Origin of the sequence: Pseudoflavonifractor sp. BSD2780061688st1 E11 (assembly GCF_005844125.1) — a bacterium.
In the GTDB taxonomy this organism is placed as follows: domain Bacteria; phylum Bacillota; class Clostridia; order Lachnospirales; family Lachnospiraceae; genus Sellimonas; species Sellimonas catena.
This window is the reverse complement of record NZ_SPHM01000010.1, coordinates 63,973-89,080: the sequence shown is the minus strand read 5'-3', so window position 1 is coordinate 89,080 and position 25,108 is coordinate 63,973. Positions and strand designations below refer to the sequence as shown.

Genomic DNA, 25,108 nt, shown 5'->3' with positions numbered 1-25,108 from the left:
GATCACAGGAGGAACTATCTATGCATGAACAATTAAAGGTATACGAAGAAAAAATGCAGAAAACAATGAAGAGTCTGGACAGCGATCTTGCGGCAATCCGTGCCGGAAGAGCAAACCCGCATATTCTGGACAGACTTACGGTGGATTATTATGGAGTACCGACTCCGATCCAGCAGGTGGCAAATGTTTCTGTTCCGGAAGCCCGGATGATTCAGATTCAGCCGTGGGAGAAAAGCATGTTAAAGGAGATCACAAAAGCGATCCAGACATCTGATATCGGAATCAATCCGACAAACGATGGACAGTTAATCCGTCTTGTGTTCCCGGAACTGACGGAAGACCGTCGTAAAGAGCTTGCCAAGGACGTGAAGAAAAAAGGTGAACAGGCAAAGGTTGCCATCAGAAATATCAGAAGAGACGGAAATGATGCCTTCAAGAAGTTAAAAGGCACAGAAGTTTCAGAAGACGCAATCAAAGATATGGAAGATGAACTTCAGAAAGTGACGGATAAATATATCAAAGAAGTCGATAAGGCAGTAGAGGCAAAGACAAAAGAAGTCATGACCGTATAAGGAAAACCGGCGGGAAAAGCGGAGCAAGGAGGGAATGGCCTCCTTGCTCTATATTTATCAAGGAGGAAGTGTTATGAAGATACCTCAGCATGTCGCTATCATTCTGGATGGAAACGGAAGATGGGCGAAGAAGAAAAATATGCCTCGTAACTACGGCCATGCACAGGGAAGTAAAAATGTAGAAAGAATCTGTGAGGCCGCCTACAAAATGGGAATCAAATACCTGACGGTTTACGCCTTTTCCACAGAGAACTGGAACCGTCCTGCGGATGAAGTCAATGCATTGATGAAGCTTCTGCGCAATTATATGAAAACCTGTCTGAAGACTGCGGAGAAAAACCGGATGCGGGTACGGGTGATTGGAGATAAAAGCGGACTGGATGATGACATCCGCAACAGAATCGAAGAGCTTGAGAAGGCGTCGGATAAAAATGACGGATTGAATTTCCAGATTGCAATCAATTATGGAAGCCGTGACGAAATGCTGCGTGCCATGCGGAAGATGGCAGAAGATGTGAAAGAGGGGAAAGTGCTGCCTGAGCAGATCGATGGACCGCTATTTGAGTCTTATCTGGATACATACGGAATTCCGGACCCGGATCTTTTGATCCGTACAAGCGGGGAATTGCGCCTTTCGAACTATCTTCTATGGCAGATGGCCTACACAGAATTTTATTTTACCGATGTTCTCTGGCCTGATTTTACGAAAGAGGAATTAGAAAAAGCAATTTTGCAATATAATAATAGAGACCGGAGATACGGGAAAGTGAAGGAGGAAGAAGCAGATGTTTAAGACAAGACTGTTAAGCGGGATACTGCTCGTGGCTATTGCGCTTGCCACGATTATTCCAGGAAATGATATCCTGTTTGTGCTGCTTCTTCTAATCAGTCTGATCGGAATGAGCGAACTGTATAAAGTAAGCCGGCTGCAGGCCTCTCTTCCTGGAATTGTCGGCTATGCAGCAGCAGCGGCATATTATCTGCTGATCCGGCTTGAGGTCAAAGGCCCGGGAGAAAACAGGATCCTGCAGTATATTGACGGACAGGGGCTTGCCCTGCTTGTTATTGTATTTTTGATTGTTCTGATGGCAGTATATGTATTTTCGTATCCAAAGTATGTGTCGGAAGAGATGATGCTCATCTTTTTTGGCGTTTTTTACGTGGCGGTGATGCTGTCATATGTTTACCGGGCAAGAATGATACCGGAGGAGGGAGCGTATCTGGTATGGCTCGTATTTCTTTGCTCCTGGGGATGCGATACCTGTGCTTACTGTGTCGGAATGCTGATTGGAAAGCACAAAATGTCTCCAAAGCTCAGTCCCAAAAAATCGGTGGAAGGAGCGGTCGGCGGAGTAGTGGGAGCGGCGCTTCTGGGCGCGCTTTATGCTGCGGCGGTGAGCCATTTCGCAGACGCGGATGCGTCGCCGGCACTGTATGCTTTGATCTGCGGAGCGGGCGGACTGATTTCCATGGTAGGTGATCTGGCCGCATCTGCAATCAAAAGAAATCATAATATCAAAGATTACGGGAAACTGATTCCGGGACACGGAGGAATTCTGGACCGGTTCGACAGCGTGATCTTTACGGCACCGATCATTTATTATCTGAGTATCTTTTTTATTTAATAAGTAGTCAGGAGAAGAAACATGAAAAAAATTGCCATATTAGGATCCACCGGTTCGATCGGCACCCAGACGCTTGACGTGGTGCGAGAGAACGGGGACATTGAGGTCGTCTCTCTGGCGGCAGGATCCAATACAGAGCTTTTGGAAAAGCAGGTTCGTGAGTTTCATCCGAAAGTTGTCTGTGTCTATCAAAAAGAACGTGCGGCGGACTTAAAAGAGCGCCTTAAGGATAAAACTGTAAAAATTGTCACAGGAATGGATGGCCTGATTGAGGCGGCCTGTATTCCTGAAGCGGAGATTGTTGTGACGGCGGTTGTAGGGATGATTGGTATCCGGCCGACGATTGCCGCCATTGAAGCTGGAAAAGATATTGCACTTGCAAATAAGGAGACCCTTGTTACAGCGGGACATCTGATTATTCCGCTTGCCAGGGAAAAGGCAATCCGTATCCTTCCGGTGGACAGTGAGCACAGCGCGATTTTTCAATCCCTGCAGGGAAATGCCGGAAATAAAATACAGAAGATTCTTTTGACGGCGTCCGGCGGACCATTCCGCGGGAAAAAGCAGGAAGATCTGCTGAATGTCAAGGTGGAAGATGCGCTGAAGCATCCGAACTGGTCCATGGGAAGAAAGATCACGATTGACTCTTCCACCATGATCAATAAAGGCCTGGAAGTAATCGAAGCCAAATGGCTGTTTGATGTATCCGTAGATGAGATTCAGGTTGTGGTCCAGCCGCAGTCGGTGATCCATTCCATGGTGGAGTACGAGGATGGCTCTGTGATTGCACAGCTTGGAACACCGGACATGAAGCTTCCGATCCAGTACGCGCTATATTATCCGGAACGAAGATATCTTCCGGGCGACCGCCTGGATTTCTGGAGCCTTTCCCATCTGGACTTTGAAAAGCCGGATCTGGATACTTTTTACGGGCTGGCACTTGCCTATGAGGCAGGAAGAGAGGGAGGCAGCATGCCGACCGTGCTGAATGCAGCCAACGAGCTGGCTGTCAGCATGTTCTTAGACAGACAGATCACATATCTGGAAATCGTGGAGATTATAGAGGACTGTATGAAGGCTCATAAGAAGATTGAGAATCCTTCCTTAGAACAGATTCTTATGACTGAACAGGAAACATATGAAAGAATTCGCAGCAGGAGGTAGCAGACAGTTTGGGAATTATTCTTGCAATTATCATTTTTGGATTTATCATTTTTATCCATGAGTTTGGACATTTTCTTCTTGCCAAACTCAACGGGATTGAGGTGCAGGAGTTTTCTATCGGAATGGGGCCGAAAATCGTAGGATTTCAGAGAAAAGAAACGCAGTATTCCATCCGGATTCTGCCGCTTGGCGGATTCTGTGCCATGGGCGAGGACGAAACTGAGGACGGGGAGAGCGTCGGGAATTTCAACCAGAAATCCCCGTGGAGACGGATCAGTGTCATCGTAGCAGGGGCAGGATTCAATTTTATTCTGGCTCTGATCGGAGCCATCATTATTACAGCGTGGATCGGCGTGGACAAACCGATTGTAGCTTCGGTGGAAGAGAATTATCCGGCGGCTGAGGCAGGACTGCAGGCCGGGGATGTTATCAAAGAAATCAACGGACGCAGTATCCATCTGTTTCGGGATGCAACGACTTATAATCAGTTTCACCAAAATGAGGAGATTGATCTGACTTATGAGCGGGACGGCGTGGAGACAACGGTTCATTTAACGCCGCAGTGGGATGAAGAAAGCGGAATGTACCGGTATGGGTATTCTGGTGGCGGATATGTAAAGACCGGCTTTTTTGAAACGATAAAATACAGTTTCTACGTGGTTGAATACTGGATCACATCCACAATCGAAAGCCTGAAGATGCTCGTTACGGGACAGATCGGAATGGACAGCATGTCCGGTCCGGTAGGAATTGTCGATGTGGTGCAGGATACCTACAATCAGAGCAGAAGCGGCGGAGCATCGCTTGTATTTCTTAACATGCTGAATCTTATGATTCTGCTTTCTGCCAACCTGGGTGTCATGAACCTGCTTCCGATTCCGGCACTGGACGGTGGGCGGCTTGTATTCCTGATCATAGAAGTGATCCGCGGGAAACGGGTGCCGCCGGAGAAAGAAGGCTATGTTCATATGGTCGGAATGGTTTGCCTGCTTTTGTTGATGGTTTTTGTAATGTTCAATGATATACAGAGAATTTTTCTCTGAATTACAGAAGGTGCCGCACGGATGTGCGGTGCCTTTTCCTGTTTAACAGGAAACCTCGTTCCCTGTTAAATAAAAACGCTCCGCGGGATGCACACTCGCACGAAGCAGAAATTTGTCGCTGCAGAGACCGCGCTCGGCGCGAGAGTTCTGCGGGCGGAACTCTTTGTTCTCTTCAAGGCATGTTTTCGGAAGTGCCTTCATATCTTGAAGAGAAGAAATGCTTTGAGGTGGGCATGAACGAAATTTACGGAATGCAGGAAAACAATATTGATAAAGGGAAGCTGAAAATACAGATCACATCGGAGGCTACATCCTTCCCGGTGGAGGACGCAAGTATCCGGATCACCTATACCGGGGTGCCGGATCAGACGATTGAGACTGTCTCCACAGATTCTTCCGGACAAACGGAGACGCTGGAGTTGCCGGCCCCTCCGGTAGAGTACAGTCTGGATGAGCGTCAGGAGGAACAGCCTTACTCGGAATATACACTGGAAGTAACAGCGCCAGGATTTGAACCGATTCAGATCGCGGGAACAGAGATTCTCTCAGGGGTAACTGCGCTTCAGAATATCCGGATGCTTCCTCTGGAACGTGAGGAAGGTCAGGAGGTCTATGTGATTCCGGCACATACGCTGTTTGGAAATTATCCGCCCAAAATTCCGGAAGCCGAAATCAAGCCGATGGACGAATCAGGAGAGATTGTTTTGAGCCGCGTTGTAGTGCCGGAGTACATTGTTGTACATGATGGGTCACCGCGGGATTCTACGGCATTGAATTACTATGACAGATACAAGGATTATATTAAAAATGTGGCGTCCAGCGAAATATATGCGACATGGCCGGAGGAAGCGATCAAGGCTAATGTCCTTGCAATTATGTCCTTTACATTGAACAGGGTTTACACAGAATGGTACAGAAATCAGGGATTTGAATTTACGATTTCCTCCTCCACTGCCTTTGACCATAAGTGGATTCCGCAACGGAATATTTACGACACGATTTCCGTAGTTGTGGATGATCTGTTTGCGTCCTATCTTTCCAGACCGAACGTACGCCAGCCGATCCTGACTCAGTATTGCGACGGAAAACAGGTGACCTGTCCGGGATGGATGACCCAGTGGGGTTCCAAAGATCTGGCGGATCAGGGATACAGTGCAATCCAGATCCTGCGTTATTTTTACGGAAGTGACATGTATATCAATACCGCCCAGGAGATTTCCGGGATTCCGTCATCGTGGCCGGGTTACACATTGGAAAATGGGTCTTCCGGCAGCAAAGTTCTGCAGATGCAGGAACAGCTGAATGTGATTGCGGGAGCTTATCCGGCGATTCCGAAAGTGGATGCGGACGGAATTTACGGTCCAAGGACGGAAGCGTCAGTCCGTAAGTTTCAGGAAGTGTTCGGGCTTCCGCAGACGGGGAAAGTAGATTACCGGACCTGGTATAAAATTTCGGAGGTCTATGTGGGCGTTTCCAGGATTGCGGAACTTGTATAAAAGAATAAATAGGGTTGCGTATCGGGCAGGAATTTCTCTATAATAGACAGTAAAGGATGATTACGGAGAAAAGCATGAGAAAAAGAGAAAACAGATTCTTAAAAGGATGCGTTGTTCTGTGCGTCATATTGATTCTGGCAGTTGCGGCAGGACTTGCCGGTTTGTTCCGCGGGTCTGTGTCAACGGTTAAAGAGAGGACTGCTTCTTCAGCAGAACAGCCGGTATTTCAGGAAGTCGAAATTCCGGCCGAAGAAGTAGCGGAGAAATTTTATTACAGTACGTTAAGTGAAGAAGAACAGCAGGTGTATCAGGCTGTTCTTCAGGGTGTCCGGAATAATTCGGAAACGATTAACGTGGAGATGACAGATGCAAAGCGGGTCAACCAGATTTATGAATTTGTTCTGAATGATTTCCCGGATATTTTTTGGTGCAGCGGTGCGGCGGAGACGACAGCTTATCAGATTCCGGGAGGAGGATATTCTGAGTTTTGCCCGGAGTATACCTACGAGGGGGAACAGAAGGAACAGATGCAGGCGCAGATTGAAGCGGAGGCAGAGGCCATTCTTGGTGCGGCGGATGTATCACAGAGCGATCCGGAATACGACAGAATCCGGTATGTCTATGAATATGTTATCCGTTCGGTTGACTATGTGGAAAATGCAAGTGACAGTCAGAATCTCTACAGCGCGCTTGTCAATAAGGAGTCTGTTTGCGCCGGTTATGCGCGGGAGACCCAGTATCTTCTGGAACGGCTTGGAGTATTCTGCACATATGTCACAGGGACAACCAGAGGACAGCCGCATGCATGGAATCTGGTCCGGTGTGACGGGAACTATTATTACGTGGACACCACCTGGGGCGATCCGGTCTTCCTTCAAACCGACGGCGGGTCGATTCCGGAAGAACAGCAGATTCAGTACGATTATCTTTGCTGCAGTGAACAGGAACTATTCCGGACGCACGAACTGGATGCAGATGTTACATTTCCGTCCTGTACTGCTGTGAACGATAATTACTATGTAAGAGAGGGATGCTATTACCAGCGTTTTGACCAGGACCGGATGCAAAAACAGCTGAATGAGGAGATTTCTTCCAAAGAGCCGGTTTCTGTCTTCAAGTTTTCAGGGCAGTCAGCTTACGAAGAGTCCAGAGACAGGCTTATGAACGGGCTGATACGGGATGCGGCATCGATTCTGGCACAGCAGAACGGCCTTTCAAGTGCCCGGTATTCCTATCAGGACGATCCGGTTCTGTGTAAGATCACCGTTTACTGGCAGTATGAATAAAAAGGAAGAAAATTCCGGAAAAGCGTTGAAAAACAAAAAGAGATATGGTAAAATCTTTACAATTTGAGAAGGAGGGCGCTCGAGTATCGAAAAAGACACTCATGCGCCTTTCTTTTTGCGCAAACAAACATATAGAAACTACGAAGGGATAAGGTGAAGCTATGAAAGCATTTCTGATTTTGGAAGACGGAACCGTCTTTGAAGGAACAAGCATCGGCTCGAAGAGAGAGATGATCAGTGAAATTGTCTTTAACACCTCTATGACAGGTTATCTTGAGGTCCTTACGGATCCTTCTTATGCCGGACAGGCAGTTGTCATGACTTACCCGTTAATTGGAAATTATGGAATTACTCCTGACATGGAGTCGAAAAAAGCGTGGCCGGACGGCTATATTGTGAGAGAACTCTCCAGAATGCCGAGCAATTTCCGGTGCGAAGGAACGATACAGGAATTTCTGGAAAAGCAGGATATTCCGGGCATCGCAGGCATTGATACCCGTGCTCTTACGAAGATCCTGAGAGAAAAGGGAACCATGAACGGTATGATTACAACCAATGCTGCCTATAATCTGGAAGAGGTACTTCCGAAGATTGCGGCATATGAGGTTGGAGATGTTGTTTCCAAAGTAACATGTAAAGAGCCTTATGTGCTTCCGGGAGATGGCTACAAGGTTGCGCTGATGGACTACGGCGCAAAGAACAACATTGCCAGGTCCCTGAATCAGAGGGGCTGTGAGGTTACCGTGTATCCGGCTCATACAAAGGCGGAGGAAGTACTGGCGGCAAACCCGGACGGGATCATGCTTTCCAACGGTCCTGGAGACCCGAAGACATGTACCGGTATTATCGAAGAAGTCAGAAAGTTTTATGAAAGTGATGTGCCGATTTTCGCGATCTGCCTTGGGCATCAGTTGATGGCACTTGCAAATGGGGGAGATACCCACAAGCTGAAATATGGACACCGCGGCGGAAACCATCCGGTGAAAGATCTGAGCACAAACCGTGTTTACATTTCCTCACAGAATCATGGTTATGTCGTTGATGACACAACCTTGAGTCAGGAAATCGCAAAGCCGGCGTTTGTCAATGTCAATGACGGAACCAATGAAGGAATGGAATACACCGGAAAGAAGATCTTTACCGTACAGTTCCATCCGGAAGCATGTCCTGGACCGCAGGACTCCGGATATCTTTTTGACCGGTTTATGGAAATGATGGGAGGGGACAGATAATGCCAAGAAATCAGGATATTAAAAAAGTATTAGTAATCGGATCCGGGCCGATTGTCATCGGCCAGGCAGCTGAGTTTGACTATGCAGGAACACAGGCCTGCCGTTCCCTGAAAGAGGAGGGAATCGAAGTTGTACTTCTTAACTCAAACCCGGCCACCATCATGACAGATAAGGATATTGCAGACAGGGTTTACATCGAGCCTCTGACGGTAGAAGTAGTAGAAGAACTGATCCGCAAAGAAAAGCCGGACAGTATTCTTCCGACACTGGGAGGCCAGGCCGGACTGAATCTTGCCATGGAGCTGGATGAGGCAGGATTTTTAAAAGAAAACAATGTGCGTCTGATCGGAACGACATCCGAAACAATCAAAAAGGCGGAGGACCGTCTGGAATTCAAGGCCACAATGGAAAAGATCGGAGAGCCGGTGGCGGCATCCCTTGTCGTGGAAAACGTACCGGACGGCGTGGCATTTGCAGAGGAGATCGGTTATCCGGTCGTTCTGCGTCCGGCTTATACCCTTGGCGGAAGCGGCGGTGGTATTGCCCATGACCGGGAGGAAATGGTGGAGATCCTGGAAAACGGACTTCGTCTTTCCCGTGTGGGTCAGGTACTTGTAGAGCGCTGCATCGCAGGATGGAAAGAGATTGAATATGAAGTGATGCGGGATGGAAATGGAAATTGCATTACCGTATGTAATATGGAAAACATCGACCCGGTCGGTGTTCATACCGGAGACAGTATTGTTGTGGCACCGTCTCAGACGCTGGGGGATAAAGAGTATCAGATGCTGAGAACTTCTGCTTTGAATATTATCAGCGAGCTGAACATTACCGGAGGGTGTAATGTGCAGTATGCTCTTCACCCGGATACGTTTGAATACTGTGTTATTGAGGTCAATCCGCGTGTGAGCCGCTCTTCTGCACTTGCATCCAAGGCGACAGGATACCCGATTGCAAAAGTGGCGGCAAAGATCGCACTTGGCTATACTCTGGACGAAATCAAAAATGCCATTACCGGAAAGACTTATGCAAGTTTTGAGCCGATGCTGGATTACTGTGTTGTCAAGATCCCGCGTCTGCCGTTTGATAAATTTATCAGTGCCCAGAGAACACTGACCACACAGATGAAAGCGACCGGGGAAGTCATGAGTATCTGTGACAATTTCGAAGGCGCGCTGATGAAAGCAATCCGTTCTCTGGAACAGCATGTAGACAGCCTGATGTCCTATGATTTCTCGGATCTGTCTGATGAGGAACTGATGGAAAAGCTTCATATTGTAGATGACAGACGGATCTGGATGATTGCAGAGGCCCTGAGAAGAGGCGTTTCCTACGATGTCCTTTACAGCATTACAAAAATTGACAAATGGTTTATTGATAAATTCGCCATCATTGTAGAGATGGAGAAAGCTCTGAAAGACGGACCGCTGACACCGGAACTCTTAAAAGAAGCAAAACGGATCGAATTTCCGGATCATGTCATTGCATCTCTGACCGGTAAGACCGAGGGAGAGATCCATCAGATGCGCATGGACAACGGAATCCGTGCGGCATACAAGATGGTAGATACCTGTGCGGCAGAGTTCGCTGCAAGCACACCGTACTATTATTCTGTATTCGGCAGTGAAAATGAAGTAGAAAAAACAAGTGGAAAGAAGAAAGTTCTTGTCCTTGGCTCCGGCCCGATCCGCATCGGTCAGGGAATCGAATTCGATTTCTGCTCCGTACATTGTACCTGGGCATTCAAAAAAGAAGGCTATGAGACAATCATCGTCAATAATAACCCGGAGACAGTCAGCACTGACTTTGACATCGCAGACAAGCTTTATTTCGAGCCGTTGACACCGGAAGATGTGGAAAGCATCGTAGATATTGAGAAACCGGACGGCGCTGTTGTGCAGTTCGGCGGACAGACAGCCATCAAGCTGACCGAGGCACTGATGAAGATGGGAGTTCCGATCTTCGGTACTTCGGCAGAAAATGTAGATGCAGCGGAAGACAGAGAACTCTTTGACGAAATCCTTGCAAAATGTAAGATTCCGCGCCCGACAGGTGGAACGGTCTTTACAGCAGAGGAAGCGAAAAAGGTTGCAAACGAACTGGGTTATCCGGTTCTTGTAAGACCGTCCTACGTTCTTGGCGGCCAGGGCATGCAGATTGCCATCAACGACCATGATATCGACGAGTTTATCGGAATCATCAACCGGATCGCACAGGAGCATCCGATTCTGGTAGACAAGTACCTGATGGGAAAAGAGATCGAGGTTGACGCGGTGTGCGATGGAGAAGATATCCTGATTCCGGGTATTATGGAGCATATCGAAAGAGCCGGTATTCACTCCGGAGACAGTATCTCCGTTTACCCGGCCCAGAGCATTTCCGCAGTAACAAAGCGGAAGATCGAAGAGTACACAAGAAGACTTGCCAGAGCTTTGAATGTCATCGGTATGATTAACATTCAGTTCATTGTTTGCGGGGAAGAAGTGTACGTCATCGAGGTGAATCCAAGATCCAGCCGTACCGTTCCGTATATCAGCAAGGTGACAGGCATCCCGATCGTTCCGCTTGCAACAAAAGTCATTATCGGACATAAGATCCGTGAGATGGGATATACTCCGGGACTGCAGAAAGAGGCGGAATACATCGCAATCAAGATGCCGGTATTCTCTTTTGAGAAAATCCGCGGGGCAGACATCAGCCTTGGACCGGAAATGAAGTCCACCGGAGAATGTCTTGGAATTGCGAAGACCTTTAACGAGGCGTTATACAAAGCCTTCCTTGGAGCTGGCATCAAACTTCCAAAATATAAGAATATGATTATGACCGTGCGGGATGAGGACAAGCCGGAAGCGGTAGAGATCGGACGCAGATTCGAGGCTCTCGGATACCGGATCTTTGCGACAGCCGGAACGGCGGAAGCCCTCAAAGAAGCAGGGGTAAAAGCAATTTCTGTCAACAAGATTGAGCAGGCATCCCCGAACCTTCTGGACCTGATTCTTGGACATGAGATTGACCTTGTCATCGATACTCCTCCGCAGGGAGCAGATCATGCAAGAGATGGATTTACGATCCGCAGAAATGCCATCGAAACAGGTGTGACTGTACTGACTGCGATGGATACGGCAGGAGCACTGGTGACAAGCCTTGAAAATACCAATATCAAAGAACTGACTTTGATTGATATCGCAAAAGTTCAGTAGTATAATTGAAGACAGAACATAAAAGAGAAGCGCTATGGTTCATCCGGATCATAGCGCTTGGTAATTTGACAGCAGGAGGGAAGCGTTATGTACAAAATTCTGATTATCGAAGATGATATGACCATTGCAGAAACCCTGGCATCCCATCTGACCCGGTGGGGATATGAGGTGAAATATGTGGAGGATTTCAAGAATATTCTGGAAGAGACGGCGGCCTGTTCGCCGCACCTTATTCTTCTGGACATCATGCTGCCGTTTTTCAACGGGTTCCACTGGTGCCAGAGAATCCGGGAATTTTCCAAAGTGCCGATCATCTTCCTGTCATCGGCGTCTGACAATATGAATATCGTCATGGCCATGAATATGGGCGGAGATGATTTTGTAGAAAAGCCGTTCGACCTGAATGTTCTGACGGCAAAGGTTCAGGCACTGCTGCGGAGGAGTTATTCTTTTCAGGGAAATATCAATGTGATTGAGCATAAAGGCCTGATTCTGAACATGAGTGACGCTTCGGTTCTGTATGAAGGTGCGCGGATTGATCTTACGAAAAATGAATATAAAATTTTACAGTGCCTGATGGAACGTGCGGGGAAAATTGTCTCCCGGGAGGACATTATCACGAAACTCTGGGAGGACGACAGCTTTATCGATGACAATACGCTGACAGTCAATATGACAAGGCTGAGGAAAAAGCTGGATAAGGCCGGCCTGCCGGATATCATTCTGACCAAAAAAGGAATCGGTTACATGATAAAGGAGTGAGAGAACCATGGTGAAAGGATATTTGAAAGACAGGATGCTGGCCTGGGCGGTTTTTCTGTTTTTTTACGCGGCATTGTTTCTGATCGGATATTTATATGATATTCCGATGGAAAAGGTCTTTTATATAGCAGAGTTTACTCTGGCCGGAGCGTTTCTCTGTTTTCTGGTGGATGTGACGAAATATGCAGGCCGGTGGAAAGAACTGAAGCGCCGGATCGAGACGATGGATACCTGTTCCGGAACATTTTATACATCACCTGGAGCGATGGATGCTCTTTACCGGCAGCTGATTGAGAAGATGGCGCATGAAAAGGAAGAGGTTCTGTACGAGGATGGACTCAAATATAATGATATGATGGATTACTACGGCATGTGGGCGCATCAGATTAAGACTCCGATCGCCGCCATGCGGATTCTTCTGCAGTCCGGCCGGGAGAGTGAAGAAGAAAAGATTGACCGGAAACTCTATGATTCTCTGCAGATGGAGCTTTTTAAGACGGAACAGTATGTGGAGATGGTGTTGTCCTACCTGAGAATCGGTGACATATCCAAAGATATGGTACTGACAAACTGCGATCTTGGGAAAGTGGTGCGCCAGGCCGTCAAGAAGTACTCCAGACTGTTTATCCTGCAAAAGCTCTCGCTGGAACTGGGTGAAATCAAGGAGACGGTGCTGACAGATGAAAAATGGCTCTCCTTTGTGGTAGAGCAGATCCTTTCCAATGCGCTGAAGTATACGAAAAAAGGAAAGATTGCCATCTATATGAAGGACAGTGACCATCTGGTGATTGAAGATACCGGAATCGGGATTTCCAGCGAGGATCTTCCGAGAAACATGGAGAAGGGCTATACCGGATATAACGGCAGAAAGGACAAAAAGTCCACCGGAATCGGCCTTTATCTCTGCAAGAAAGTGATGGACAAATTAAACCACGGGATTCAGATTTCCTCCCAACCGGATAAAGGAACGAAAGTAACACTGGACCTGGGGCGCCGGGAACTGGATGTGGAATAAGCGGGATTCTCTACCTTTCAAAATCGTAAGGTTTGCGGATGGATTGTAAGCCGAATCGATGGAAAAGACCATCGGGGGTTGACTATAATAAAGGCATAGAAAAGAACAGAATTTCAGAAAGGTGGAGAAGCAGATGACGATTCTTGAAGTGCAGAATCTAAAGAAAACATATACAACACGTTTTGGAGGGAATCAGGTAGAAGCCCTGAAAAATGTGACCTTTTCCGTGGAAGAAGGAGAGTACGTCGCAATTATGGGAGAGTCCGGTTCCGGAAAGACGACACTTTTGAATATTCTTGCAGCGCTGGATAAGCCGACAGGCGGGCGCATCAAGCTGAAAGGGAGAGATCTTTCTACAGTGCCGGAGAGGGAGATCGCAACATTCCGGAGACAGAATCTGGGATTTGTATTCCAGGATTTTAATCTTCTGGATACTCTTTCCATCCGTGATAATATCTTCCTTCCGCTTGTGCTTGCAGGAAGGAAGTATCCGGAGATGGAAAAGCGGCTGGAGCCGATCGCAAAGAGTCTTGGAATTTATGAGCTTCTTTCCAAGTTTCCCTATGAAGTATCCGGAGGACAGAAGCAGCGGACGGCGGTGGCCAGAGCATTGATTACCAAACCACAGTTGATTCTTGCAGATGAGCCGACCGGTGCGCTGGATTCCAGGGCTGCGGACGATCTGCTGAACCAGTTTTCAAGGATTAATCAAACGGGACAGACCATTCTTATGGTAACCCACTCTGTGAAAGCGGCAAGCCATGCCGGCAGAGTCCTTTTCATCAAAGATGGCGAAGTCTTCCATCAGATTTACCGGGGCAATATGAAAAATGAAGAGCTGTACCAGAAGATTTCAGACACCTTGACGGTACTGACCACAGGAGGTGAGCGGCATGTTTAAATCGATTTACATCCGGCTTGCATTCACCAACCTGAAGAAAAACAAACGGTCGTATCTTCCGTTTCTGGTAACCAGCATCATCACGATCATGCTGTTTTTCGATATGTCGATCATCATGGACAATTCCGGAATTAAAGAAATGCCGGGGGCAGGCAGCATGAGAAGCATTCTCGGATTTGGTACAGTCATTGTTGCAATCTTCGCGTGTGTATTTCTTTTCTACACAAACAGCTTCCTGATCAAGCAGAGGAGAAAAGAGATCGGCCTTTATAATGTTCTCGGAATGGGAAAGAAAGAGATTGCCATTATGATGTTCTGGGAATCCTTGATGGTCGGAGGCGCCAGTATCCTGGCGGGAATTCTTGGCGGAATTATCCTTGGAAGACTGATGTTTCTTCTGCTCTATAAGATTATCGGATATCAAACATCCCTTCAGTATGAAGTGACGGGCAGCAGTATCAGCACGACCCTGATTCTTTTTGCGGTAATTTTTTTTGTAGCATTTGTATCCAATCTGATTCAGGTGCGTAAAGCAAATCCGATTGAACTTCTCAGAGGCGGAAATGTAGGTGAAAAAGAGCCAAAAACCAAGATTTTGCTTACCGTTTTCGGAGTCGTGACAATCGCGGCAGGTTATATACTGGCCAATATCGTAGAAAATCCGATTGAAGCGATCAGTGTCTTCTTTGTAGCGGTGCTCCTTGTCGTTATCGGAACATACGCGCTGTTTGTTGCAGGAAGTATCGCATTTTTAAAACTTCTGAGAAAAAATAAATCTTTTTATTATAAGGCGAAACATTTTCATTCTGTCTCCGGCATGATTTACCGGATGAAGCAGAATGCAGTAGGACTTGCCAATATCTGTATTCTAAGTACAATGGTGCTGGTCACGCTTTCTACGACAGTCAGCCTGAATCTGGGAATGGAAAACATTATGGAAAACCGGTTCCCAAAGGAGCTGATTCTGACCATTGATCAGAGCAATGAGGAAACGATCCGGACTGTGGATACCATAGTGGCAGAAGAACTGAACCGGCAGGGAATCCGGCAGGAAAATGGATATCGGTGTCAGTACGTCGCCATGGTGACGGATAAAGAAAAAGATGGATTTTCCTTCTATGCGTTCGGCAGTCTCTTTTACCCTAACCGGGTGCTGGTACAGATTGCTCCGGTATCATACTATAATGAGATGATGGGAGAAAATCTGGAGCTTTCGGATCAGGAAGCAGTCATATACACTTCTTCCAAAACGCCTTATGGAAAGGATCATTTCCGGATTGAAGACACGGATTTTACCATTGTAGAAGAGCCGGATGCAATTCCGATGGAAAAGAAGCAGAACTTCCCTGTAATGGAGTCTTATATCCTGTTCGTCAAAGATCAGACGGTCATTAACAATCTGATCTCATCCCTGCCGGAATCCGGAGAAGTATCGATGGAATATTCCTATGGGTTTGATCTGACCGGAAGCGAAGAGAAAAAAGAGGCAGCAGCAGAGGCCATCACAAGCAGGATTCAGAATGATTACGGAATCGGAGGATACCTGGAACTCCGGGGCGTCTATGAAGAAGATTTCCATATGTTTTACGGAAGCTTCTTCTTCCTTGGAATTTTCCTCGGCGGTCTGTTCCTGATGGCAACCGTACTGATTATCTACTATAAGCAGATTTCCGAAGGATTTGAGGACCGGAACCGGTATCAGATCATGCAGAAAGTCGGCATGAGCCGGCGGGAGGTTAAAAAAACCGTCAACAGTCAGATCAGGATGGTATTTTTCCTGCCGCTTGGACTTTCGGTTCTCCATCTGGCAGCGGCATTCCAGCTGATTCGAAGACTTCTTTCGTCATTTAATCTGACGAACACAAACCTGATTGTTGCATGTACAATTGGAACGGTTCTTATCTTTGCGTTGATTTATGCGTTTGTCTTTAAACTGACGGCAAGAGAATACTATAAAATTGTTACCAGATAACCGGGAAAGGGCACTGTGTTTGAAAATACAGTGCCTTTGTGTTATGATAAAACCAGTTTGGAAAAGAAGCAAAAGGAGGGCAAGATGATGATTACACATAAGGAAGAACGGGAAATTCAAAAGGCAGAGCACGCTTCCGGCGGTGCGGGATACATTCTCAAAGAAGCACTGATCAAAGGAGAACAGCTTGGAGATGGCTGCGGCATGTTCAGCGAGGTGACAATCAAGCCCGGATGCGAGCTTGGATACCATGAGCATCATGGCGAAACAGAAACGTATTACCTTTTAAAAGGAAAGGGAATCTACAATGAAAACGGCACAAAACGCGAAATCTGTGCGGGTGATGTGACGTTCTGCCCGGACGGAGAGGGCCACGGACTTGTAAATGACGGAGACGAGGATATCATATTTATCGCTCTCATCCTGAAAAAGAAATAAAAAAATCTACAGGATTTCCGCATGCGGCGGGCTGCTTTTGCAGCAGCGTTTTCCGCTGCAGTGCGTTTTTTTCTGTAGAACCATCTTTCGGGAGAAGAATTCCCGGACTTATCGCGATTTTGCGAAAAATTCCTGGACTGCCTGGAGCAGTGCGGTATTCTGTTCCGGAAGCATCAGGCAGAACCGGAAAAACTGAGTTCCGAGTCCCTCGAAAGAGGAACAGTCCCGGATCATCAGCTTCTGGCGGATCAGGCAGTCAAAAAGACCGGATGCCGTGAGGGAAGGATCCAGAATCTCGACAAGCAGGAAGTTGCTGTCGCTCGGATAGACACGAAGAGCAGGAATTTCAGAAAGTCCTTGTATCATGCGGGTACGCTCGCCTGATATGAGGGCTTTTGTTTTAACGATAAACTCTTCCTCGCAGAACAGATGCTCTCCGGCAAAGGCTGCAACACTGTTGACACTCCACGGATTCTGGTGCGTCTTTACATGATCAAGAAAAACACGGTTTCCGGATGCACCGTACCCGAGACGGAGTCCGGGAGCAGCGAAAAATTTGGAAATTCCCCGGATTACCATCAGATTCGGAAATCTGGAGACAAGAGACATTGCAGAGACTTCTCTGTCAGCAAATTCCGCATAGGTCTCATCGATCATCACGAAGATATCTGATTTCAGGCAGCCTTCCAGAAGATCCGCAATTTCATCGGTTGAAAGCGCGCGGGCAGTCGGATTATTTGGATTGCAGAGAATCAGAAAGTCTGCATTGTGAGCCGTCAGAAAGTCAAGCAGATCATCCGTGTCAGGCTGAAAGAGGTGTTCCTTTTTCGGAAACCATGTTGTAAAAGAGATTCCGGCAAGATTCAGTTCCCTTTCGTACTCCGAGTAGGAAGGACCGACCTGAACGGCACGTTTTCTCCCGGAGGACTGAATCAGCAGAGAAATCAGCTCGGTAGAACCATTGCCGACAAGAACATGGTCCGGGGAAATATGACAGTAGTTACCGATTGCCTGTTTCAGACCTGTATACTCCCGGTCCGGATAATGAGTCATCAGGCGGGAAAAATTCTGACAGACAAGTCCGGCTGTTTTCGCGGGAAAACCGAGAGGATTAACATTTGCGGAAAAACAGATAATTTCCTCCTGCGGCAGATGGTAATATTGCGCGACCTGCTCGAGATCGCTTCCATGAAAAGCGGTTGACTGGCTCATAGTGTATGTCCTCCAAATATTTATAGTTACAAGTTTGACAAGTTTTGATAAATTTTGCACAGGCATTGCCATATGACAGGGAATAATGTTATAATTTCAATTATAGTATATCTGATAAAAAATGCAATGCAAGAGGTGGAAGGCTTGAAAAATAAGATTAAACGCTTTTCAAATGGAGATTTTAGTAAGGAGCAGCCGGATGTAAGGTTTTCAGAGACCAACCTGGTGCTTTTGATTGGAGAAGGGGAAACATTTCAGGGGAGTTTTACGATTGAAAACAGAAAAGAAGCACCGGTAAGAGGACTTGTCTATTCCTCCTCTTTCCGGATACATCTGAAAGAGAGTGGATTTGAGGGGAATCCGGTTGTGATTTCATTCACCTACGATGCAGAAGGGCTGGAGCCCGGATACGTGGAAAACGGAACATTTACCGTGGTTTGTAACGGAGGTGAATATGAGCTTTCCTTTACAGCAGTGATTGAGCGCCCTTATCTTATGACATCCCATGGAAAGGTGCAGAATATGAAGGATTTTAAACTCCTGGCGATGAAGGATTTCCTGGAAGCGCGCAGGCTGTTCCGTTCCATGAGTTTTTATGAGATCCTGCGGTATGAAAATCCAAGGGTGGTGGCGCTCTATAATAATATGCGGAAATGGTCTCTTGGAGAGCAGGCAGTGGAGGAGTTCCTTGTGGGAATCAAGCAGAAGGAATGCCTCTTCCTTTCTCTGTCCGAGTACGAAAAGAAGTTTGAAAGCCCGAATGAGGCGGTGCGGGAGAATATAATCATTACCAAAAATACATGGGGTTATATGCCGATCCGTGCCTCTGTGGAGGGTAATTTTATCCAGATCACGCAGAAGGAGTTTACAACCGATGATTTTGTCGGAAATACGCTGGGATTCCATTATGTGATTACTCCGCAGGTTCTTCATGCCGGAAGAAATTTCGGCCGGATTATTTTTACAACTCCGTACGAACAGATTGCGTACGAGATCGAGGTGACACGGGAAGGAGTGCATACTCCGAAGCATGAGCAGACCTTTTATATGACACAGATTATAAAAGGATATTTTTCCTGTATTACCGGAACGAGCGATCTGTTAAGCTGGGCAGAGGATACGGTGCAGCTGGCCGGGCAAATGGAAAATCTTGGACGGGATGCGGCATTTTGTTCTCTTGTAAAAGCACATGCATACCTGGAAAGCGGTCAGACCGAGGAGGCCGCCAGGATTATCGAAGAGTATAATTACGGACGGTTCGACATGATGAAGCGTCCGGAAAATACAACATATTATCTGTATCTGACGGCGCTTCTGAAAAAGAATGCAAACCATACAGAACATGTGACCGATGAGATAAAGAAGGCATATAATAAGCACCCGAAAATGTGGAGCGCTCTTTGCATGCTTGTTGATATTGATCCGGAATACAGAAATATTACAAGAAGGCTTGCCGCGCTGGAGAAGCATTTCTATGCAGAAAAAGCAGGTCATACACTTCTGTACCTGCAGGCGTTTAAATGTTACCGGGAAGATCCGGTCTGTCTGAAGAAACTTGGAAATTTTGAAATTCGGGTTCTGAGTTTTGGATCCAGATACGGCCTGTTTACACGGGAGCTTGCCCTCTATACAGCGAATCTGGCAGGGCAGCAGAAGAAATTTGACAGACAGCTTTTCAGACTTCTGGAACGTCTGTATACAGATTATCCGGACCCGATGGTGCTGACTTCCATCTGTACGCTTCTGATTAAAGGAAATCAGATCCGGTCCGAGTATTTCAAATGGTATGAGCTTGCGGTAGAACAGGAGATGAAAATCGTACAGCTCTATGAATATTATATGATGACCATCGAGGAGGAGCGAGTCAAAGATCCACTTCCAAAAGCGGTATGCCTTTACTTTATGCACGGGAATACGCTTACTTATGAAAAGACAGCGTTTCTTTATGCCAATATCATACAGTTTCAGGATGAGACAGGAGAGATTTACGCCTACTACCGTGACAAGATGGAGGCGTTTGCGTGGGAACAGCTTCTGAAGCGCCATATCAATGAGCCGCTTCGGATTATCTATAAGAAATTCTGCACGGAAGAAAATATGACGGAAGACAGGCTGGAAGCGCTTAACGATATCTGTCATGCTTACGAAGTCAGGACAAAGCTCCCGTTTATGAAGTCTGTCATGGTGATTGAGGAAGACGGGGAAATCCACCAGAGAGTCGGCGTTGTTGATGGCAGCGCGATGATTTTCCTCTACGATAAAGATTCCAGAATTATCTGGGAATCCATGGACGGACGGCATTATACCGATTCGATTCCATATGAAACGACCAGACTTTTTTATGAGATGCGTTTTGTCGAACTGTGCAGAAAATTTGAAAAGAAACCGGATCAGGAAGAAGAATCCGTGCCGGTTCCGGAGCTTTCCTTTGAGAATATCGAGAAACATGGAATGGAGCTGTTTGCGGACGAGGAGATTTTTGATCTTTGTACGAAGAAAATTCAGGAAGACGGATATGAAGAGGAGGAGACTCTTCTGGAAGTATGCTTTGTCCTCTTCCAGAGAGGCCATTTCGACAGGACGACACTGACGTATCTTTCCATGTATTACTGTGGGGCTACCAGGAATATGAAACAGGTGTGGCGCGCGGCGAAAAAGGAGGGGGTACCTTCCGGCAAGATTGCAGAGCGTATCATCACACAGATGGTCTTTTCCGAAAATATTTTCGGAGAAGAGGAAATTTTCTGCGATTACTATGACAGTGGAAACGGGTATTTCCGCCTGATCAGAGCGTATCTTGCGTATATCTCCCGGGAGTATCTGATGCGGGAACGTCAGACAGGAGAGTCGGTATGGAAAGTTGTGGAGAAGGAAGCGTCTGTTGGAGAGCAGCTTCCGGATATTTGCCGGATTGCATATTTAAAATACTATTCAGAGCATGATCTGGAAAGCGCGTCGGAGGAACTGCTTAAACGTTTCTTAAGAGAACTTTGTGAAAAACAGGCTGTCTTTCAGTTCTATCTGAAATATCCAAGGCCATGGCTGCAGGAGGTGATGCTGTATGATAAGAGCATTATTGAATACCGGGCCAAAAAAGGAAGCCAGGTTGTAATTGAATACAAGATCAGAAAAGCGAAAGACCAGGAAGATGAACAGCCGTATCAGAAAGAAATTATGCCGGCTGTTTATGAGGATATTCATGTAAGGACATTTATTCTTTACAGCGATGAGATTCTCGAATACTACTTTAAGGAATTGAAGATGGATGGAAGTACGGCAGTGTCCGAAAAACATGTACTCCGCCTTGACGGTGAAATACCGGCTGTCGGAACTTACGGACGGCTTGATGATATGTCGGAGCTTACAAAAGAAGCCCTGAAACAGGCCATGAATGAGTACAGCCGTGAGAAGGAACTGTCACAGGAATTATTTATGTTATACTAGAATAGGAGAGGGATCATGATGGAAAATGGTGGATATATCATCGGATATGATCTGAATGAAAACGGATGTCAGATCAGTTACTTTGATGAAGAAAAGCATGAGCTCAAGACACTGGAAGTGGCAGCTGACAATTACCAGATTCCGCTGATGGTAGGACATTATAAAGAAGCATGGATGTTCGGGCGCGAAGCGCAGAGAGCAGCGATGATGGACAAGGGGTGGGTGGTTTCCGATCTTTATCGGAAAGCGCAGAGAAATGAGCAGATTGAAAAAGAGGGGACTGTCTATGAGGCAAGATGGCTCCTTGGAAAATTTATTGAATTGACACTGCAGACATTCCGCAAGAAAGAAGTGACCTTTGTTTCGTTTACAGTACCCTGGATTGATCAGGAGATCCGTACATTTTTGAGAGAAGCAGGGGCGCAGGCGGGAGTAGATAAAGCGCGGGTCTATGCAATGGATTATCGTGAAAGCTTCTGTTATTATATGCTTTATCAGCCGAAAGAGCTTTGGCAGTATGAGTCTGCTCTCTTTTACTGTGACCGGGAAAAGATTGAGGCGTATATGTTGAAGCAGCTGAATACGGACTACCGGAGAGAAAAAGAGAATTTCGTCAGCGTGGAAAAGGTTGCAGAAGCCCAGATGGAAGAGCTGAAAGCGGTTTATCCTGTGCTCAATGTCGACAAGGCCAGAAATGCGGACGAACGGTTCCGGCACTTTATTCAGGGAGTGTTTGATAAAAAGCATGTTTCTTCTGTTTACCTGACGGGAGAAGGATTTGAAAACAACTGGTATCCGAATTCGCAGAAAGTGCTTTGCAATGGACGCAGGGCTTTTATCGGCAATAATCTCTACAGCAAAGGAGCCTGCTACTGCGGACTGAAAAAACGGTCCAATTCTCTTGATGTACCGACGTATCTGGATGAAACAAAGCTGATGGAGCAGATTTGCCTGAAGATGAGGATCGATGGGGTGGATATCTGGTATCCGATTGTCGAGTTCGGAACACACTGGTATGAAGATACCCGTGAATGGGAGGTGCTCCTTGAAAACACTGAGGATATTGAAATTCATATCGAATCCCTTGCAACAGGCCAGTGGAACGTAGAGACTGTTTCCTTTGCGGGAATGCCGAAACGGAAGGAATATTCCATGAAGCTGATTGTCCGCACGGAATTTGATGACGAGCGTACCTGCCGGCTGAGCTTCAGAGATGCAGGATTTGGAGACTTTTTCCCGGCTACGGACTTCAAGGTAGAAAAAATAATTCATCTGGGAGGTACCAATGGGCAGTTTAATTCTTTGTCATAACAAAAAAGCATCACAACCGTACAAGATTACACGCATTCACAGAAAGATCTATACAATAGAAGAACTGTGCTACTATCTCTGCAATAATCTCTATCTGATTGATTATACGATCATGAATGAAAAAATCTGCGAGTGGCTGTATTCGGAACTGGATATGCGGGAACTGGCAGGAGAACTTCTAGATCTGATCCAGAAAAAGGGGACCATTGAACAGTTCGTGCTCCGCATTCTGGAGCATGCCAGAATTTACTCGGAACCGGAGATGGAACATATCCGGAATGTACTGGACAGACTGAAGGATCAGAAAGAGATTGAACGCAGAAAATATAAGGCGGACAATCTGCTGGAAAGCGGTGAATATGAATCTGCGATTCTTGTCTATCTGTCCATTCTGCAGGATGAGAGAGATGAATCCGCGGGAGAACGGTTTTACGGCAAGGTGTACGGATGTCTTGGAGCAGCTTACGGAAGGGAACTTCTCTATGAGCAGGCAGCGTCCATGTACAGACAGGCATATGAGATCTGTCAGGATGAGACAATGCTGACGGCCTATATCTATGCCTGCTCCAGATATATGCAGGAGGATGAATACCGGAAACTTCTCGAGGAAAATCCGTCTTATTCCCGGACGGCGGACCGGGTAGAGCAGATGATTGAAGAAAAGGAGAGCGGGATGAAAGAAGAAGCGGCGCCGGAGATCCTGGAGAAATGGAAGCATCAGTACCGCCGCTATCTATAGAAACGTATTATATTGCGTTTCTCTTTGTTCTGTAGTATAGTAGGAATGCAAAAAGGCCGACAGGCCGAAACTAAGAAAAGGAGCATGGAAAAGTGAACGACAGATATCAGAGTCCATTATCAGAACGGTATGCAAGTAAAGAAATGCAGTATATTTTTTCTCCGGATATGAAATTCAGAACGTGGAGAAAACTTTGGATCGCTTTGGCGGAAACGGAAAAGGAACTGGGACTTCCTATTACGGACGAGCAGATCGAAGAGCTTAAGGCACATGCGGATGACATCAATTACGATGTTGCAAGAGAAAGGGAAAAGCTTGTGCGTCATGACGTTATGTCCCATGTCTACGCTTATGGTCAGCAGTGTCCGAAGGCGAAGGGAATCATCCATCTCGGAGCGACTTCCTGTTATGTTGGAGATAATACAGATATTATCGTGATGGCAGAGGCATTGAAACTGGTCAGAAAGAAACTGGTCAATGTAATCAATGAGCTTGCCGGCTTCGCGGATCAGTATAAAGCGCAGCCGACCCTTGCGTTTACTCATTTTCAGCCGGCGCAGCCGACGACGGTAGGCAAGAGGGCAACGCTCTGGCTCCAGGAATTTTTGATGGATCTGGAAGATCTGGAGTATGTAAGCGGAACATTAAAGCTTTTAGGTTCCAAGGGAACGACCGGAACACAGGCAAGCTTTCTGGAACTTTTTGACGGAGACCAGGAGACGATCGACAAAATTGATCCGATGATCGCGAAGAAAATGGGCTTCTCGGCCTGCTATCCGGTTTCCGGACAGACTTATTCCAGAAAAGTGGATACAAGAGTGCTGAACATTCTTGCAGGTATTGCTGCCAGTGCACATAAAATGTCAAACGATATCCGGCTTCTTCAGCATCTGAAGGAAGTGGAAGAGCCGTTTGAGAAAAATCAGATCGGCTCCTCGGCTATGGCATATAAGAGAAACCCGATGAGAAGTGAAAGAATCGCATCACTTTCCAGATACGTGATGATCGACGCGCTGAACCCGGCCATTACTTCGGCTACCCAGTGGTTTGAGAGAACACTGGATGATTCGGCAAATAAGCGTCTTTCCATTCCGGAAGGATTCCTTGCCATTGACGGTATTCTGGATCTCTGCCTGAATGTGGTAGACGGACTGGTCGTTTATCCGAAAGTCATCGAGAAGCGTCTGATGTCAGAACTTCCGTTCATGGCAACAGAAAACATCATGATGGATGCGGTAAAGGCAGGCGGGGACCGTCAGGAACTGCACGAGAGAATCCGCGAACTTTCCATGGAAGCAGGAAAGAATGTGAAAGAGAAAGGTCTTGACAATAACCTTCTGGAACTGATTGCGGCAGATCCTGCATTCAACCTGACGCTGGAAGAGCTTCAAAAGACAATGGATCCGGTCCGCTATACAGGACGCGCGAAAGAGCAGGTGGAGGCGTTCCTTGCGAATGTGGTACGTCCGGTACTGGATCAGCATAAAGATGAGCTTGGAATAAAAGCGGAAATAAATGTATAGAACAAAATGACAAAAATTTGGCAATGTGCATAAAAAGTAAAGAAACTATAATTAAGATGCATATTTTAAGGAGGCTGGAACCCCCTGAAACAGTGGGATTCCGCCTTCTTTTTTTGCGTTGAAGCAGAAAGATAAAATAAAAACTGGATAAAATAAACAAAAAATATATAAAA

19 protein-coding genes are annotated in these 25,108 nt (G+C 46.6%); 18 read left to right on the top strand and 1 reads right to left on the bottom strand.

Features of this window, described 5'->3' with window-relative positions:
• The first annotated feature begins 20 nt into the window (after positions 1 to 20).
• The 14 genes from frr to FGQ85_RS06560 all read left to right on the top strand — a co-directional run bounded on the left by frr (position 21) and on the right by FGQ85_RS06560 (position 16,706).
• Entirely contained in the window at positions 21 to 572 is a 552-nt protein-coding gene (gene frr, locus FGQ85_RS06625) for a ribosome recycling factor (protein ID WP_138372990.1), read from the top strand.
• A 73-nt stretch (positions 573 to 645) separates the two neighbouring features.
• The gene (locus FGQ85_RS06620; RefSeq protein WP_118636326.1) at positions 646 to 1,365 is read left to right on the top strand and encodes an isoprenyl transferase; all 720 of its coding nucleotides are present in this window, start codon (positions 646 to 648) and stop codon (positions 1,363 to 1,365) included.
• Positions 1,358 to 2,197 (top strand): phosphatidate cytidylyltransferase, encoded by an 840-nt coding sequence (locus tag FGQ85_RS06615; RefSeq protein ID WP_118636325.1) that lies wholly within the window; start codon positions 1,358 to 1,360, stop codon positions 2,195 to 2,197. Before FGQ85_RS06620 ends, FGQ85_RS06615 begins: the two co-directional genes overlap by 8 nt.
• A 21-nt stretch (positions 2,198 to 2,218) precedes the next feature.
• Positions 2,219 to 3,361 carry a 1-deoxy-D-xylulose-5-phosphate reductoisomerase gene (locus tag FGQ85_RS06610; protein WP_138372989.1) on the top strand — a complete coding sequence of 381 codons (1,143 nt, stop codon included), beginning with the start codon at positions 2,219 to 2,221 and terminating at the stop codon, positions 3,359 to 3,361.
• Between the two features lie 8 nt (positions 3,362 to 3,369).
• A complete protein-coding gene (gene rseP / locus FGQ85_RS06605; RefSeq protein WP_138372988.1) occupies positions 3,370 to 4,404 on the top strand; it encodes an RIP metalloprotease RseP in 1,035 nt (344 codons plus the stop codon).
• 233 nt (positions 4,405 to 4,637) lie between these two features.
• Positions 4,638 to 5,900 carry a peptidoglycan-binding protein gene (locus FGQ85_RS06600; RefSeq protein WP_087252398.1) on the top strand — a complete coding sequence of 421 codons (1,263 nt, stop codon included), beginning with the start codon at positions 4,638 to 4,640 and terminating at the stop codon, positions 5,898 to 5,900.
• 74 nt (positions 5,901 to 5,974) lie between these two features.
• The gene (locus tag FGQ85_RS06595) at positions 5,975 to 7,186 is read left to right on the top strand and encodes a transglutaminase domain-containing protein (RefSeq protein WP_158099209.1); all 1,212 of its coding nucleotides are present in this window, start codon (positions 5,975 to 5,977) and stop codon (positions 7,184 to 7,186) included.
• Positions 7,187 to 7,347: 161 nt separating this feature from the next.
• Entirely contained in the window at positions 7,348 to 8,418 is a 1,071-nt protein-coding gene (locus tag FGQ85_RS06590) for a carbamoyl phosphate synthase small subunit (protein ID WP_118636323.1), read from the top strand.
• Positions 8,418 to 11,618 (top strand): carbamoyl-phosphate synthase large subunit, encoded by a 3,201-nt coding sequence (gene carB / locus FGQ85_RS06585; protein WP_118636322.1) that lies wholly within the window; start codon positions 8,418 to 8,420, stop codon positions 11,616 to 11,618. Before FGQ85_RS06590 ends, carB begins: the two co-directional genes overlap by 1 nt.
• An 87-nt stretch (positions 11,619 to 11,705) precedes the next feature.
• Positions 11,706 to 12,380 (top strand): response regulator transcription factor, encoded by a 675-nt coding sequence (locus FGQ85_RS06580; protein WP_087167787.1) that lies wholly within the window; start codon positions 11,706 to 11,708, stop codon positions 12,378 to 12,380.
• A 7-nt stretch (positions 12,381 to 12,387) separates the two neighbouring features.
• Entirely contained in the window at positions 12,388 to 13,395 is a 1,008-nt protein-coding gene (locus tag FGQ85_RS06575; protein WP_138372987.1) for a sensor histidine kinase, read from the top strand.
• A gap of 133 nt (positions 13,396 to 13,528) precedes the next feature.
• Positions 13,529 to 14,296, top strand: a complete 768-nt coding sequence (locus FGQ85_RS06570; protein ID WP_087167789.1) for an ABC transporter ATP-binding protein — start codon at positions 13,529 to 13,531, stop codon at positions 14,294 to 14,296.
• Positions 14,289 to 16,268 carry an FtsX-like permease family protein gene (locus tag FGQ85_RS06565; protein WP_138372986.1) on the top strand — a complete coding sequence of 660 codons (1,980 nt, stop codon included), beginning with the start codon at positions 14,289 to 14,291 and terminating at the stop codon, positions 16,266 to 16,268. The genes FGQ85_RS06570 and FGQ85_RS06565 overlap by 8 nt, the downstream gene beginning before the upstream one ends.
• Before the next feature lie 84 nt (positions 16,269 to 16,352).
• On the top strand, positions 16,353 to 16,706 hold the full coding sequence (locus tag FGQ85_RS06560) for a cupin domain-containing protein (protein ID WP_243272985.1): 354 nt from the start codon (positions 16,353 to 16,355) through the stop codon (positions 16,704 to 16,706).
• A 108-nt stretch (positions 16,707 to 16,814) separates the two neighbouring features.
• Here FGQ85_RS06560 and FGQ85_RS06555 read toward each other — a convergent pair whose 3' ends face one another.
• Positions 16,815 to 17,918, bottom strand: coding sequence for a threonine-phosphate decarboxylase (locus FGQ85_RS06555; RefSeq protein ID WP_138372985.1), 1,104 nt, complete (start codon positions 17,916 to 17,918; stop codon positions 16,815 to 16,817).
• A gap of 144 nt (positions 17,919 to 18,062) precedes the next feature.
• Here FGQ85_RS06555 and FGQ85_RS06550 point away from each other — a divergent pair, with 144 nt between their 5' ends.
• The 4 genes from FGQ85_RS06550 (at position 18,063) to purB (ending at position 24,935) form a co-directional block, all read left to right on the top strand.
• On the top strand, positions 18,063 to 21,362 hold the full coding sequence (locus FGQ85_RS06550; RefSeq protein WP_171027904.1) for a DUF5717 family protein: 3,300 nt from the start codon (positions 18,063 to 18,065) through the stop codon (positions 21,360 to 21,362).
• 15 nt (positions 21,363 to 21,377) lie between these two features.
• Positions 21,378 to 22,673, top strand: coding sequence for a DUF5716 family protein (locus tag FGQ85_RS06545; RefSeq protein ID WP_087252309.1), 1,296 nt, complete (start codon positions 21,378 to 21,380; stop codon positions 22,671 to 22,673).
• The gene (locus FGQ85_RS06540; protein ID WP_087252310.1) at positions 22,648 to 23,412 is read left to right on the top strand and encodes a hypothetical protein; all 765 of its coding nucleotides are present in this window, start codon (positions 22,648 to 22,650) and stop codon (positions 23,410 to 23,412) included. Before FGQ85_RS06545 ends, FGQ85_RS06540 begins: the two co-directional genes overlap by 26 nt.
• 92 nt (positions 23,413 to 23,504) lie before the next feature.
• Positions 23,505 to 24,935: an adenylosuccinate lyase gene (purB, locus tag FGQ85_RS06535; protein ID WP_087252311.1), complete on the top strand. Its 1,431-nt coding sequence runs from the start codon at positions 23,505 to 23,507 to the stop codon at positions 24,933 to 24,935.
• Positions 24,936 to 25,108 lie beyond the last annotated feature (173 nt).

Excerpts from the sequence above, each read along its gene's own strand:
- FGQ85_RS06600 (WP_087252398.1), top strand. The coding sequence starts at position 4,638 with ATGAACGAAATTTACGGAATGCAGGAAAACAATATTGATAAAGGGAAG.
- FGQ85_RS06560 (WP_243272985.1), top strand. The coding sequence starts at position 16,353 with ATGATGATTACACATAAGGAAGAACGGGAAATTCAAAAGGCAGAGCAC.
- FGQ85_RS06555 (WP_138372985.1), bottom strand. The coding sequence starts at position 17,918 with ATGAGCCAGTCAACCGCTTTTCATGGAAGCGATCTCGAGCAGGTCGCG.
- frr (WP_138372990.1), top strand. The coding sequence starts at position 21 with ATGCATGAACAATTAAAGGTATACGAAGAAAAAATGCAGAAAACAATG.
- FGQ85_RS06570 (WP_087167789.1), top strand. The coding sequence starts at position 13,529 with ATGACGATTCTTGAAGTGCAGAATCTAAAGAAAACATATACAACACGT.
- FGQ85_RS06590 (WP_118636323.1), top strand. The coding sequence starts at position 7,348 with ATGAAAGCATTTCTGATTTTGGAAGACGGAACCGTCTTTGAAGGAACA.
- FGQ85_RS06545 (WP_087252309.1), top strand. The coding sequence starts at position 21,378 with ATGATGGAAAATGGTGGATATATCATCGGATATGATCTGAATGAAAAC.
- FGQ85_RS06540 (WP_087252310.1), top strand. The coding sequence starts at position 22,648 with ATGGGCAGTTTAATTCTTTGTCATAACAAAAAAGCATCACAACCGTAC.
- FGQ85_RS06580 (WP_087167787.1), top strand. The coding sequence starts at position 11,706 with ATGTACAAAATTCTGATTATCGAAGATGATATGACCATTGCAGAAACC.
- FGQ85_RS06575 (WP_138372987.1), top strand. The coding sequence starts at position 12,388 with ATGGTGAAAGGATATTTGAAAGACAGGATGCTGGCCTGGGCGGTTTTT.
- FGQ85_RS06565 (WP_138372986.1), top strand. The coding sequence starts at position 14,289 with ATGTTTAAATCGATTTACATCCGGCTTGCATTCACCAACCTGAAGAAA.
- FGQ85_RS06595 (WP_158099209.1), top strand. The coding sequence starts at position 5,975 with ATGAGAAAAAGAGAAAACAGATTCTTAAAAGGATGCGTTGTTCTGTGC.
- FGQ85_RS06615 (WP_118636325.1), top strand. The coding sequence starts at position 1,358 with ATGTTTAAGACAAGACTGTTAAGCGGGATACTGCTCGTGGCTATTGCG.
- FGQ85_RS06610 (WP_138372989.1), top strand. The coding sequence starts at position 2,219 with ATGAAAAAAATTGCCATATTAGGATCCACCGGTTCGATCGGCACCCAG.
- carB (WP_118636322.1), top strand. The coding sequence starts at position 8,418 with ATGCCAAGAAATCAGGATATTAAAAAAGTATTAGTAATCGGATCCGGG.
- FGQ85_RS06620 (WP_118636326.1), top strand. The coding sequence starts at position 646 with ATGAAGATACCTCAGCATGTCGCTATCATTCTGGATGGAAACGGAAGA.